A 14,804-nucleotide genomic window follows, 5' to 3' on the forward strand; every position below is an offset into this window, starting at 1 on the left:
AACTAAATAACGAAATTTTTGCCTTGCTATCAACGAGGTTTTATTGCCTCAAAATAGACTACTTAATTAAGCGAATTGGTATTACAAGGAATGACTATGAATTTTACAGCCGCTTACCGCATATTTACTGCTTTGGCTTTTACCCATGGCTTACAAATTACCAAGAAGTCGCTGTTTCATCATCTACCTCAACCCTCGATTTTATCATCATCCCAGTTTGGGCTACCTTATATGGCGCTGGATTTGTGGTATTGCATGAAATAGCGCTGGGGGTTGCTAGGGCGTTTAATTGGGGAAGATGAAAAAAATATTAGCCTTGGTCTTTAAGTTACATGAATAAATATGACTATATTTTTTATTAAAAATTCTCAGATGAAATTGCAGACTTTTACTGGGTTAGTAAGGAACCGTATTATTTGGGCGAGTTGTACCGTAAAGTCAGTAAGTGTGGTGGTAGGCTATTACCTAAAGACCAAAGGAATCCAATAAAACCATTCTTAACCAGATTGAATTCATGTTTTGTGGTGTGTTTCATACAAATACATGGCTACTGAAATGGGTTTAACTGTTCAAGAACTTCAATCAATAGAGAACATTGATCGCAAACAAATTCAGTATTGGTTGCGTAAAGGTACTGAATTAGCGAAACTTGAAACAATTAAATTTAAAAGGAATTAGTATGATTCATTATCTAGAAAGGTTTTTGGTTATTCTAGGTGCTTTTCAACCTTTCATAACTTTTCTAATCGGTTGCGCAGCTGTATTTATCAGTGTTAAAACATATAAAAATGCTCGTATGTCTAGACAACATGAAGAGTTTGTTCAATTAAGCAAAATTAAAAGAGATTTATATGTATTAAATTCCAAATATTACTCCAATTTCGTAACTCTAAAAAATAACACCACTCGATTAAGTGAATTACTTTTTAAAGCAGATTTTGCTGCTTTAGATGATGATGATCTTGAAAGTATCACAAAATATATTGATGGATTAACTCATTCAGCATCAGAAAGGCTTACTGATGCTGAAGTTACTTATAAAAAAAAGGTTGAATATATAAATGCTATATCAACTATAAATGATGCCTTAGAAGAACTATATCAATTAGAGTCTTTTGTTATTCAAACTGATGCGTTATGTCATTCACTACATGAAAATAGTGAATACTCAATTAACTTAATGATTAAAGCTAAAATTTGGAATAAGGAAGCTAGGGAAGCTAGGGAAGCTAGGGAAGCCGAAGAGTAGTTCAATAACCTAGTTACTTCTTTAAGTTAAAAATGTTTAACAGGCCGTATTAGCTATAAGTAAAGCTAATACGGCCTTTTTTATTCTCCTTTACCTTGCAGGCTCCAATCCCGTGCAACTACATTTGGAGCCGCACATGTTTACTAAAAATCGTTTAATTACCGTTGGTATGGCATTAGTTGTTATTGCTGCTATCAACAAAGTTCGCGCTCTGCGTCCAGTTAAAAACTTAATTAACTAGGAGCCATCAATGCGCAATATTTCTAAACTTCCAAGTATTACAGGCGTTGAACCTGGTAACACAGTTTCTTTAGACGTTCCCGTTGGCCTGACATACGACAAAATCCACTTCAAATATTCAGCGCGACAGCTGACAAATTCTTGGTGTCCAACAGATTGGAAATTACTTAAAACCCACTAAAAGACTCTAGTGACACTGAAACTATAACTGCTTAGGAGTAGGGAATGGCAATCATTTAAAGGGTTTTACCCTGAAAGCCTATTACCAGACCGGGCTTTATTCATTTGATTTCTTCGAATACTAACCCGAACTTTGATGTGGATAGTTTTGACTGGAAAACTTTAGGAGTAAATTTACTTTCATTAGCTATTTTCATTACTGTATCTTTATCTTCATCTGATATACACGCACCTAAAGTTACACTTTTAATTGCTCCTTTATCGAGGTTTAGATAATTTGTTCCAGAAACAAAAAGAGGGTTGTTCTCTCGTAATGAAATCCTAAACTCCTCTTCATAGCTCCATTCTTTAGACTTCGTTAAAATTGGAACTACTGAATCAAGTTCTGATGGAAACGGATAAATTACCGAAGGGTAAGTCTCTGTTTACTTAACTTTTCTAGCACCGTTCACCGGAGCGTATGAACAATCAAACTCAATGCATAATCCCTGATGTGACTTAGCGTAATGTGACCAAAATAATAGATTTTCTCGGTTTGGCGAAAAACAACAAATTCGATTATCACGAAATACTTTTAAAATGGCATGATTTATAAGGTTGTTCGCAGCCTCATGATCTCCAAGCAAATCAGTTGCAGTTTTAGATGCTGCGGCTGAATTAAATTTAATATTGTTTCTTCGAGCACTTTTTCTTGCTTGAGTTAATAAATGCTTTCTGAGAGCTGGGGCACTATTTTGAGACATAGAGAAATGAGGTTTACACTCAAATGGGTCATTGAACATCGAAGGAGCAGATAAGAACAACAAACCATCTATTAATAAGCATTCTAAATAACTAGCATCTTTTGTAACGTCTGAAACAACTGGCATGAACCTATATAATGACTTATACCCACGTTTAATAGCGAGCGGGTGGTCTATTTCAAAATCAATTTTTTTCATTATCATCCGTAACTAATTTACTAAATAACTATGATGCCGCACAAATAAATATGTGGCAAATACTATGTAGTTTTTTATCTCCATACTTTAAAACAATATTTTTTAGAGCAGTTGAACACTCATTTTGATTAAGTCATTACCAATGATATTCAGCGTCTAGCTTACTTAAACCAAATCGTACAGCTATCTAATTTGAGCTTGTAGGGCATCTACGTGGCTTTTGTTATTACGAACAGCTTGTTGTAGAAATAAATCATAGTTAATAAGCTTAAAGCCATAACGGTTACAGGCAGTGAAAACAAAATTGCTTTTATTGTAAGCCGCCGATTGTTTTTAGAAAAAAAGACGTAGAATTTTAGAATCGCTTAATTATGTTAAATAGGCTTGTGTTTATTTGTTTGAGTATGATGTATGGTATCTTTAAAGCCTCTTTAAACTGTGTTTAAATGAGCTTTAAAGGTCTAACATTTAAACCGGTTTAATAACTTTTCTTTCCCATTTAAATGCTCGCTTGCAATGTTCCTTTCCATCAAATGGTATTGCTATTAAGTCTATGAAACGCATTTGGTAGTAGTATCTTTTGTCATTTCTGAGCCTGTAACTTCTTGCTGAGATTGATTCGAGTCGCGTTCCATGGCACATGCTGCAGATCAATATGTCTAAGCTATAAATGCTATTAATTGCCCAGGTGTTTCCAATTAAGGCTAGGAAAGATATGAGGGTAAAAGGGGTTATCAACATGATTCCGCATAAAACGTAACATATTAGGGTTCTCATTGTTTTAAGTACGGTTAACATTTTAATCTCCAACAAATAAGGGGCTGTAAAGCCCCTTGTTATTTATTCAAAATACGCTTTACGCGCCAGGATAAAGTTAAAACCAAATTGCTTAAACTCAGTTTCATTTTCAAGTTTGACAACTTGAACTCCTTGGGCAGTTTCAGCATTGAAGTTCACTGGAAAGAAAGCTTCAGCAGCACCAAACTCAGTGGCTAATTCAAGCGCACTTTTGAGTGCTGACAAGCCGTTTTGGTTAGACTCATTGAGTGACACAAACACGCCTTTACATTCAATACCGTTGAGCTTATCGATTTGCTTTTTGTACGGCTCAAGTATGTCATCCGCCGTTCTTACTGCAGGGCGCTCTGGCGGTTTAGGTAATGGCTTAGGTTCAACCTCCGTAACGCTGCCATCTTCATTGGCTACTGGCGCGGGTAAACTCGCGTTGTATTCATTGACGTTGTTTAGCTCGACTAAATAGTCAACGTACTCTCTGGCCCACAGGTACTGCTCCTGCTTTGATTGCAGTTCGGCAAATAGGGTTAAGTTATCAATTTTACCCTTGGCGATTAGCTCGGGTATGTCTTTAACGCCAACCGGCCCTTGTAGCAAGGTTGGTAAACCTTGCTCGTCAAGGATAGGGTTTTGCTCGTCGTCGATGTCGATAAATTCTAAAATAGGGGTAAGGTTATTTTTCATTTTTAATCCATCCAATTGGTTCAATACAACGAGCAGTGCCAACTAAAACAGTGTGTCCGTTTTCGTCTGGCATAGTTGTCTGACTGTCAACAGGGTGTATCTTGCCGTCATCACCCCAATCACCGGCCGTTGCATCGTATGAAAGTTGAGCGTAAGCATAATTAATAAAGCCTTGCTGGTTTTCTACAGCGTTATAGTTTAAGGCCTTAAATGCCGGACTGTTACTGTTCGCGGGCGGGGCTAGAGATAAAGGTGTGTGTGTATTGTTAGAGTATATAGACCCTGTTGAACTACCGGCTATCCTGCCTACTTTATTTAGTTGCTTACTTTGCATCTCAGCCGTTCCTATCGCGAGCGCTCCGCCTCCTTGTGTGAGTACTTTACCAGTTAAGCTATATCCCAGTAGTGCCCCAAACTCTTCATCAAAGTATGAGGTATAAAACACACTACCAACCCCTTTGTATGCCCCGTGAACTACACCGTTAGCTTTAAGCGTTGTCATCTTGGCTTTGGTCTTGTAACAAGCAACTATTATCCTCCCCTTGTTAAGTACTAAACTGGATGAGGAATTCGTATCTGTATCTCCAAACCATGATGAGACTGTACCAGAAGTCCAAAATGCTCCATTATTCTCTGTAATGCTTACTGAACCGACTGGGGGTATTTCTTTTAAAGGCCTATTCCACAAAACCTTGGTAGATTGATTGTTTGGTATCTCTTGATTCCAACTTCCAACCCAGCCATCTTTTAAGTCATCACACAGCAAAATGTCTGCTGGGTCGCCTATAACTTCCGTGTGGGTAAACTCTCCAGCAACGGATTTGTTATGCTTAACATCTATCAAGATAGATAGACTTGAGCTGTCTAAACCTGAAGCATTTGAAATTATTGGAAAAGAACCAACTTCATTGAGCACTGAAAGTGAGTACACATTGGCAATTAAAACCCCTGTTACTTTAAGCACTAAGCTATTAACTCCATCAGTAACGACAAACATCTTTCCGTGTTTTAGAGATTCAGCGAAAGAAGGATTATTACTATTTAAAGCTATCTGAACACCTGAGGCATTAACCCCCGTACCATCATAGTTGCGTAATTGCCACCCTCCGCCAGCAGTATTCCCCCCAACATTACCTGCATAAAATTTAGTAATACTTAAAACTTCTCTACCTCGATATTCACCTTCTTTTATCTTCAAATCTTGCTCTGAAAAATCTTCGTCAGTTAATCCCCAAGCAGAATAACGCATATCACGACACACACCACCTTGGCCGCTAGCATAGATTGCATCATAGAAGCGTAAGTCAGTACGTCCAACTCCTTGTTGCGTATTATCAGTAGGGATTCCTACTGAAATACTACCTCCAGAATAACCCCATACATTATCCCACTTTTTAAAACAACTAGCTCTGTCTATTAACTTATCATTGGAAGAATGATACCAAAGTAGGTGACCCTCACCAGCGATTGCAGTCTTAGCCGCCCCTAGGGGGTTGAAACTTGGGTGATAGGCTCCTTTGTTTAGTCGATTAACAGTGCCGCACACCAACAAATAGCTCTCGCCGTTAACAGCTCCGTTGCTATCATTTCTTGCGGTAAATAATCCTATATTAGGGTATGGGTTTTCGAGGCGGCTTGTATGGTCAGCATAAGCAATATTGTCATCATTATCTGAAGGCCCCTGAATTTTTACAAGAGTAGAACTGTTTAGGTCAAATCTACAACCTACAGTGCCTTGACTCTCGACATTCAGCCAATCACCATTACCAGCCCCTGCAAAACTACAACCACGAACACACCATTGATGCCACTTGCCCGTTTCGTCATCAAAAATTATGTTGTTGTCGTAGTCACTACCAATTACTTTTCGTTCGTCATCCGTTGCTGCATACCAGTCAACGTCATTACCGCGACTTGTGGTGTCTCCGTCAAACCACGCAAAGTAAGAGTCCGGTCTTGTCGTGTTTGGTGAAGTTGGCACACCGTTTATGTCGGGTGCTAAACTTTGAATAAGTCCAAAACGATAAACACTGGGGTCTTCTGGCGTAATTTCACGTAAAAATAACTCATAACCCCGCATATCGGCACGGTTTGTTACCACTTTGTTTGTTGTAGTTTCAGACGCAAAAGCTAAAGCAGGTGTTGCATGTGTAACGGGTTCGCCTGTTGCTGAGTCGTAAGTTCTTGTTCCATCTTCAGCTTCTGGTAATTTAATAATTACACAGCTTGAGTTATCAGCCACACTTAAATATTCCAACCTGGTCAACACGCCCGCAATATGTAAAACGGGGTAGTCTGTTTTGCTATCTCCAGCACCCCCTTTTCGTCCTTCGCGCAAAATATTCGGCGCTGTTTCATCGGTAAATAGGCCTTCTGCTATTTTTTCGTATTCCGATGCTGTGTAAACCTTACCTTTATATACATAACCACTCGCAGCAAATGTTCTATCATTAGCTGCGCGGCGGGCTTTACATTCACCTTTTCTGAGCGCCCAAGGGTAGGGGTGGTATGCGTTCATTTGGGCTTGGTTATCGGCCTCAATTTGTCTGAGTGTTTTAACAACGACATCGTTACCATCTTTGTCTTTAAACGTGACGGTACCCATATTTGTTTGCCACTCGCCCATGGCTTTTTTATTGTCGCTTACAAGCGTGTTGGCTGCTCGTAGCGCTTCAACGGCTTCGCGATAGTCAACGGTTGTTGGTATGACAATCGCTGGTTGGTTTGCTTGCGAGGTGTGTGGCCAAGGCTTAAGTAATTCGATAAAGCGCTCACCTTGACCATTTTTGTAAGCTTGTAAAATTTCAACCGGCGGAAAGCCGTTTATAACTAAAAAGTCACCTTTTTGAATGGTGTTGATAGGCTCCGCGCTAGTTATTTCGGCCACGTCTTGGCCATTTAAAATATTGATACTATCGGCTGTAAATGCGGCCATGTGTCAGTCCTCTTGAGAAACTAGGGTTAATTTTTGTGATGCAGAGTAACTGCCCGTTGTAGCTAGGTTGCTGCGGCTAGTTATAGCGAGCTTATAGGTTCTGTCTGTCGCAGTGCGCTTATTGTCTGTGTACGTAAAAGAGCCTGAGCAGCTTTGAGTACCCACCCAATGAAACTTACCGTCTTCGCCTTCATAGGTACTGTGCATGCTTGATTCACCCGACAAACTTTGTGATTTTCGAGTAACCCAGCTACCAGAAACCAGTTCGTAAAGCGTAATGGTGTAACTTGGTACTGAAGGTTTAGGTGGCGCGGTGTCAGCTTTACCGGTTCCCCGTGATGACGCGATAAGCGAACACACAATATTAATTACGCCACCATTAGAGCCAAATGGGCCTATTGTGACGTTGGCGTTGTAAGATAAATCGGTTGTAGTAAGCGCCGTACTAAGTACACCCGATGTAATTGCGCCGCCAAAATAGGCATTGCCGCCAGTGTCTTTCCACTCAATAGCATTTGCTTTTGTTAGCGCTGATAGGTTTGGTAAACCACCACTCATGATTTTTGGGCCATACCAGTACCAAAGGTTATCTGGCCCAAAGCCACTGGCGAGCTCAATTTTCATAAAGCCGCCACCAATCAAATCAATACGGGGGGATTCAATGCGGGTACCAGCCTTAATTGCTGAGCCATCAACTGAGCCCGTAAAAAGAGCGTTACCATTTACAATTAATGTGTATGCACCCCAATAGCTACCGTTGTGCTTTTTAGTTGTGCTCACGGTTGGGTCTGTCGATTTGAAAATTTCGACAATGTCACCAGCAACGGGCGAGCCATTGGGAACGGCCGCATTGGCTATTGAGTCAGACCAAGCCCCTGTTGAAGTTGCAACATAGTATGTACCTGCACCACGCGCACCGTTTAAGCCCCTTGAGCCTTTCGGCGTGAATGAAAAATCTAACAGATATTGATATTGTCTAAAAATACCGACATCACCGCGTAATGAGGCTGATGTAGTAAGCGGCGAGGTATATAATGTTATGCCGTTTTTTAGAAACGACACCATGCCGTTTGTTAGCTCGACAGAAAGAACATCATTAATATTTGCTGAGCCCAAGTTACCCGCAACTAGGTTGCCACCTACATAGCCTTTTAATACGCCTAAATCGACGTATAGCGCATAATCCATGCTGGTGTAATCCCCGTTAGAGGGGGTTGCACTCAAGCCCAGCATAATGTTTTCGTTGGGTGGCACTCGCGCAGACATAACACAGTTTTTATAACTCTCAACCGTGCTAACCCCCCAGAACCAACCCGTACCTGTGTTTGTTCGCGTTATGCGATTACCAACGCGGGTGTAAGTACCTGAGTCTAGAGATATATTAAACGCACCAAAGCCGTCTGCCCCGTCTTGGCCATCTCGACCATCCGCGCCAGGTGCGCCATCTAGCGCTCTGATCTTAGCTTCGCCATCGACTACATACCCATCGTTTAAAATGACTCGGCCGCGAATTGTTTGTACGGGGTTGGCTGGGTCTGTGTTATCAATGTACACCGTAGGAACGAATGTATTACCAATCATGACGCCTTGGCGGATAACGTCACCCACTAAATCAAGGTTGCCCACTTCGCCATCGTTATAGCCCGCAATACCCACCACGCGACCATTGTTATCGAGCGTCCAGCCACCACGGGCAACAAGCTTGCCGTCTACCGTGGTGAACAACTGGCGAAGCTGCTTAATGCTTGCTGTGTTGACACCGTCACTGATTTGCATGTTGGCGATATATTCAGCAAGCGGCCCCGCAATCCACGTACCTCCACTGGCAACGCAAACCGTGGCATCACTCTCACTTGTCGGGTTGCCGTTTGCATCTAAGCAATAGCCAACCGCTGTTCGTGTAAATTCATGCGCGTCTGCTAATACATCGGTGTCGTCGTTTTCTATCTTGGCTCTTAACACTTGCTCTAACGTGTTCCGAGCTTGGGTTTCGTTTGCGAGTGACTGATTGATTTGAACAAACTTTGCCGCGTTGTTTTCGAACTCAGCTTGAAAAGCCAATTCGTTTTGGACGCGGGTTTGTACTTCATCAGCAAGCGCTTGGTTAACTTGCACGAACTTAGCCGCATTGTTGTCAAATTCAGCCTGAAATGCTTGCTCAGTTTGAACACGGGCTTCAGTTTCATTCGCAAGAGCTTGGTTAACTTGCACGAACTTAGCCGCATTGTTATCAAACTCAGCCTGAAAGGCTAACTCGGTTTGAACTCGAGCCTCAGTCTCACTCGCAATAGCCTGATTAACTTGTGCGAACTTAGCTGTATTGCTATCAAACTCTGCCTGAAAGGCCTGTTCTGTTTGAACACGGGCCTCCGTTTCGTCGGCTATCGCTTGCTCTACATTGATAAACTTGGCGTTAGCGTCTTTATGCTGAACCTCAAATTCACGATTTTGCTTTACTTGCGCTTGATGCGAATTAGAAAATGCCGTTGATACACTCGTTAAGGCTGACTTACTTTGCTCAAATAGCGATACAAGCGCTAAGCTTTGCTCAGTAACACTTTTTAGTTCTTCGGTACGGGCTTGGAGCTTTTCATCAGCAAGGGCGAGTTTGATATCTAGCTCTTGCAGTTCCTCATTTTTTTGAAATTCGTTCCACGCTTGCAGTACATCGTTTATCGAGGCGTTATTTAAGTCGACTTCTAAGTTCTGCAGCTGGGCAATTTGTTTAGTAATGGTGCCTTGCTGTGCGTCTAAGCGCTGGTTAACCATACTAAATTTAGCGTTTACGCCATCTTCTTGGTCAATAAAGGCTGTAATTTGCTGCTCAATATAAGCCTCAGCGCCATTAATAAACTCTTGCGCGTTGTTAGCTTTTGTTAGTACATCGTTTTCGTCAAACTCTTGAAGCGTTGCAGAGACTTTATATGTCGTATTGAACGAATCGATAATCTGCTGCACATCGCTTTGCTTTTGATAGCCAAGGGCATTAACCCAAATTGTAGTGGCATACTGGGCCATGCGGCCTGTACGACCATCGATTTCTTGCTCAAGGTTTGTAGTGCGTGTAGTGATATCTTGAAGTGCTAAATCGCTCGCGCCACGTTTACCTATTTCAATGGCGTCTATATCACACGGGCCTAGGTTAAATACAAGTGAGGTAATTTCGCCCGTATAGCCGGTTAAACCCTCCGCATTGACTTGTAATGTTTCCCAACCGCTCGTTGCAGGGGCTGGCACAGACAGGGTAACAGCGCCATTAATAACAACTTGGCCAAGCCACGTTGCACCCGCATGCAAGCGAACACGCAAGCGAAACATGGTGTTTTCTTCGGCTATATAGCTAATATCTGGACTTGTTACGGCCTCATTAGCGACTATATAGCCCGCTGTGTTATGGCTGGTAACGCCTGTAAAGCCTTCATCTGAGCTGTTAAATTGCCACGAATAAGCAGGAACAAGGGCCTGAATAGCGCTAGATATTTCAGATTGAACCTCAGTATAAGTAACACGCTGATTTATTTTATCGGCTTGTATAGATAGTTCAGATTCGGCTTGCTGAATACGCTTTTCTGATACCTCAAGTTTCTTAACTTGTGTTGTGACCTGGCCTTTTACTGCGTCAATTTCTTGATAAGCTTCTTGCAGCATATCTGCTGTGATTTCTTCGGCGCGATTAACAATGCGGCCCGATTCAGGATCAACAGTAACTGCAGCATCAACTAAGCGGTCTTGCTCTGCCGTGCGGTTTTCATACGCTTCACGAAAACGCACATATTCGGCGGTTAAGTCAAATACAACGCGCTCAATATCAATGCGATTAAGCGCTTCGGCATCGAGTAAAGCCACAGAACGATCAAGCGAAAAAACAGCATCTTTAATTGTGTTTTGGTTGTCATTTAACTCTCCGATATTCGAATTGATATCGTCAATATCAGTGTTAACTTTATCGTCTAAGTCCTTTATTGCATCACTAAGATTGTCTTCAATATCATTAATTTTGTCGTCAATGTTATTCTCAGAGCCCTCGCGAAGGCGATCAACTTGTTCGTTAATGTCGTTGATCAGGTTTTGGGCACTTTCACTAAGCTGTGTGAGCTCAAGATTGGTTATGAACTCGGTAATATCTGCAGCTGTCGTGCTTGCAGAAAACACAATCCATTCACTGACACCGACAACATTAATCGTTCTAACCTTAAAGAAGTATTCAGTTTCTGGCACTAAGCCGGTAAACGTATAGCTATAGCCATTTAAAATTGGCGGCTCATCAACCTGAATTGATCCATCAGTGTTCTCTTCTGTTGGTTCTTCAATAACCGGCTCTTCAGTACCAAAGAACTGCCATTGAAATGAAGTGCCTGTGCTAGAGCCATCAACACTGGCTGTTAATACCATTGAATTATATGTAGCATCAAACGAGATAGTTGGTACAAGCGGCTTATCAAAGTTAAATTTTACAATAGCTTTTAATGAGCGTTGCCCAAAGATATTTTTTGCACTTATCCGTGCGGTATACTCGCCGATATCCAACGTAGGAATGATAGATTGTGTATATGTAACTGTGTTTTGATACATAAGCACATCAATTGGATCTTCATCTTCAACCTCTGGCTCAATCGTCGTATAAAACTCAACATCATATTCAAAGACTGATAACGGGGAAGGGTGAGCCCATTTTACAATCCCATTACCATCACCATCAATCGTTACCCGTACATCAAAAATAGGCTGTGGACGGCCCACCAAATAATCACTGTTTGGGGTTAAATCTTGTGCGCCTGGTATTAAGTTATCACCCCATAAGCCTGGGCCATCTTCAATGCACATTAACGTTACGCCGCCATCTAAACGAAAACGGCGCTCTGTGACACGGTAGATTTTATTGGTAATCGATTCACCAGGTAAGTTTAAGTAGACAGTTCGGCCAACAGCTGCAGCCAAGCCTTTGTGCTTAAGGGGTAGTTCAATTTCACCTAAGCGTGTTTGTTCAAGGTGTATAGTGGCTAAGCGCTGTGCTGTCGTACTGCTTCTAACAAAAGGTAGGGTAATCGACTTTTCTAATACCTGGTTATCACGCTCTTGGTATGCGCTTGATATCACCGGTGGCGCATCAGTGCGTTCATAGTTCTGTTCGGGGTCGGTAAACGTCGCGCGCACAACGTTTGCACGGTCTCTTAAATCCGCGTGCCATTTAATCTTAATATTGCCATGAACATCATCTGCATTTATGGTGTATGTCGGGTTGCCATACCAGGCACCAACACGCACATACCATTGGCCCATTTGGCGAAATATCTTACCCGCAAAACATGATTCAAGTTGGTTTAATACATCAAGGGGTTTCGTGGTAAAGGTAAAACTGCCGTTTGTTGTATAACGCGGCTCAGTGGTGACATTACCGTCTTTATCAGTAAACTCGGCCTCTTCATCACACACGTTAATGGCTGCAATCCACCATTCAAGGGGTAAGCGCTCAAAAGGGACTTCATGCGCCCCATAAAAGCGTACATAGTGCAGGGCACATAACACCGCATTTTGTGACCAAAGCCAGGTGGTTTCATCATCAGGGTCTTGATTTGTATCGCGCGGGTCCCACACCCGGGCACCGCGAATTAAAAACTCAGTATCGCTAATGCCATCCGGAAAGACTTCACGGTTATTTTCAAACTCAACAAAAATGTGTGCTTGGCCATACCCGATGTGTTCAGCAGTCCAACCTGCCATTTTAGCAACGGCTTTACTGTTCGCCGTTGTATGGCGGCCATCACTTAATTCATAGTCCCAGCTTTCGCTTGGGTATTCAGTAAGCGGCTTATCAGCAATGTAGATTTCTTCGAGGGCATCAATTGGGGCGCCATTTATTAGCACCACCATTTGAACAAACTTCTTTTTATCGCGTTCAATTTCCGCCTGGTGTGCAATAACCCCACCAACACGGTCACGGCCAAAGGTAATGCGGCGCGGTTGGTCTATGCCTTTTTGTAAGCCCTTAGCAAGTGTTGCAAGGTCCTCTTCAGGTACATCAGGGGTGAGTGAGTCCCACAGAGCGCCCACCGTCTTATCATAGATACTACGACCAATGCCGAATAAATCGCCCCCTGTGTCTACAACAGTATCGACAACTTTAGACATTGCGCGGCTCCAATGGGTAAACTGCTTTTACACAGCTCATAGGTTTAGTCACAAGCCCGTTTTCGCCAACACATACAACGGCATTGACTGTCACAATTCCGCCAACAAGTTCACCGTTAAATTCAACAAGGGCGCAATCACCACGGCGCGCATACGCAATAGGAATTTCACGGTTTAAACGGTCTTTAAAGACGCTTTGAACATCGTTTAAACCACGTTTAAAGAGTTGTTTAAATGCTCCATTCTCAGAGCGGTATTTACCTCTAAAATCTGCAGCAACGTCTTGGCCTGTCGCAAAGCGAACCCAATCAGCCACGAGTAGGCAGCAATCATTTTTGCCCCACTGAAACGGCATGCAATTACGTTGGTTTATAAAGGCGGCTAGTTTAACGGTGGCGTTCACGGCGTTTATTCCCTATGTAGTTACCAGGTTGTGTGTCAGGTAGGTTTTGTTTATTGGCAGTGGCTTGCTCACTGAAAAAAGCATCATCAGGGTAAAGGGCGCGTTGTGTGGCGTCATTCCAGCGCTGATGTAGGCGTGATTCTTTCCAGCGTTCACTTTCACCCGCCACACTTAATTGCACTTGTGATACAGCACCGCGCTCTACATCGCACGCCACAATGTAACCACTTTCAAGCAGTTGGCTTTGGCTTACGCGGTAATGTTCATCCACGGTAACAAGGTAGATTTCGCAGTTGTGGCCGATAGGGTCATTTTCAGCCACTTCAGCAAGCACGGCTGTATCTTGCGTGTGTAGGGTTAAGCGAATACGGGCGCTGTCGTTTTTATCGTTCGCTGGTATTTCACTCACGGTGCCAAGCATGCCTAAGCCATGCCAGGTTAAGTTTTTAAAGCGACGTTCACCCACACCGGTGTGCAGTAATACATCACCGCTTTTAAATGCCAGGCGAACAAAGTAACGGGCACGGCCACTATTGGCTAAATCAGCGAGTAACCCAGCGTTTAACGACTCCATTAAAACGCCTCCCGTCCTTTAATCTTCCAACTAGTGATGATGCCTTTTTTGTATTCAGCGCTATCGATGCCCTGGTTGTTATCCGCAAGGCGAAACAAACCACGCGGCTGTTTAAAGGTGATTAAAGTGTTATCAGCAGGGATTTTACGCAGGGGCGATTCAAAAACGGCAGTGGCACGGCCAAGTGAATCACTGACCAAATCGCCGGTTAAAATTTTAAGCTCTGTATTTTGGCCGACTCCCACTTGCATACGTTCGCCAGCAACTAGCAAGGTTTGGTTTAGCGGTAAACCATCAATAACCAGCGTATTACCGTCTTGGTTTTCACCACGCACATACCCAGTAAAATCTTTATCAAGTTGCTCTCGACGGTAATCAAATAGGGTAAACGTGCCCACTTGCCCACGCAGGCTTGCAATAAACGCATCAAGCGCCAACGCTTCACGCTCAGGTACATTGGCTAATTCAATTTCAAATTCCCAATAAGCACCTTCTAGGTCATACACCTCAGTGGCGTTATTGGCTTTGTTTAAATGAACTTGGCTATTAGGCACTAACTTAAAGTTAGAGCGCTTAGGGTGTTTGGGTAAGGGGAGTGGTACTGTCATCGTTACCAGGCTTTAAGTAAAACACTGGTAACGAGTATAAAATTTAGGGGAGTAGCTTTCGGCTGG

10 protein-coding genes are annotated in these 14,804 nt (G+C 42.6%); 3 read left to right on the forward strand and 7 right to left on the reverse strand.

The genetic code is table 11. The features are described from left to right. From CWC02_RS20820 to CWC02_RS21125, 3 genes are all read left to right on the forward strand, one after another. Positions 1–302, forward strand: a 302-nt coding sequence (locus tag CWC02_RS20820) for a hypothetical protein (protein ID WP_502705404.1), incomplete at its 5' end; no start/stop codon positions are given. 377 nt (positions 303–679) lie between these two features. Continuing rightward, positions 680–1,249 (forward strand): hypothetical protein, encoded by a 570-nt coding sequence (locus CWC02_RS08350; protein WP_138617598.1) that lies wholly within the window; start codon positions 680–682, stop codon positions 1,247–1,249. 250 nt (positions 1,250–1,499) lie between these two features. Continuing rightward, the gene (locus CWC02_RS21125) at positions 1,500–1,670 is read left to right on the forward strand and encodes a major capsid protein P2 (protein ID WP_171043829.1); all 171 of its coding nucleotides are present in this window, start codon (positions 1,500–1,502) and stop codon (positions 1,668–1,670) included. 424 nt (positions 1,671–2,094) lie between these two features. On the opposite strand, the gene CWC02_RS08355 is transcribed toward CWC02_RS21125, so the two are convergent. From CWC02_RS08355 to CWC02_RS08385, 7 genes are all read right to left on the reverse strand, one after another. Next, positions 2,095–2,610, reverse strand: a complete 516-nt coding sequence (locus CWC02_RS08355; RefSeq protein ID WP_138617600.1) for a DUF2971 domain-containing protein — start codon at positions 2,608–2,610, stop codon at positions 2,095–2,097. 840 nt (positions 2,611–3,450) lie between these two features. Further along, positions 3,451–4,089 (reverse strand): hypothetical protein, encoded by a 639-nt coding sequence (locus CWC02_RS08360; RefSeq protein ID WP_138617602.1) that lies wholly within the window; start codon positions 4,087–4,089, stop codon positions 3,451–3,453. Continuing rightward, positions 4,079–7,024: a hypothetical protein gene (locus CWC02_RS08365; RefSeq protein ID WP_138617604.1), complete on the reverse strand. Its 2,946-nt coding sequence runs from the start codon at positions 7,022–7,024 to the stop codon at positions 4,079–4,081. The genes CWC02_RS08360 and CWC02_RS08365 overlap by 11 nt, the downstream gene beginning before the upstream one ends. 3 nt (positions 7,025–7,027) lie before the next feature. Then, on the reverse strand, positions 7,028–13,153 hold the full coding sequence (locus tag CWC02_RS08370; RefSeq protein WP_138617606.1) for a phage tail protein: 6,126 nt from the start codon (positions 13,151–13,153) through the stop codon (positions 7,028–7,030). Beyond that, complete coding sequence (locus tag CWC02_RS08375; RefSeq protein WP_138617608.1) at positions 13,146–13,556, reverse strand: DUF6950 family protein; 411 nt, start codon at positions 13,554–13,556, stop codon at positions 13,146–13,148. The genes CWC02_RS08370 and CWC02_RS08375 overlap by 8 nt, the downstream gene beginning before the upstream one ends. Beyond that, positions 13,540–14,130 (reverse strand): hypothetical protein, encoded by a 591-nt coding sequence (locus CWC02_RS08380; protein WP_138617610.1) that lies wholly within the window; start codon positions 14,128–14,130, stop codon positions 13,540–13,542. The genes CWC02_RS08375 and CWC02_RS08380 overlap by 17 nt, the downstream gene beginning before the upstream one ends. After that, positions 14,130–14,738, reverse strand: coding sequence for a hypothetical protein (locus CWC02_RS08385; RefSeq protein ID WP_249364089.1), 609 nt, complete (start codon positions 14,736–14,738; stop codon positions 14,130–14,132). Before CWC02_RS08385 ends, CWC02_RS08380 begins: the two co-directional genes overlap by 1 nt. Between the last annotated feature and the right edge of the window lie 66 nt (positions 14,739–14,804).

It is taken from the genome of Pseudoalteromonas sp. S2721, from assembly GCF_005887425.1.
Lineage (GTDB): Bacteria > Pseudomonadota > Gammaproteobacteria > Enterobacterales > Alteromonadaceae > Pseudoalteromonas > Pseudoalteromonas simplex.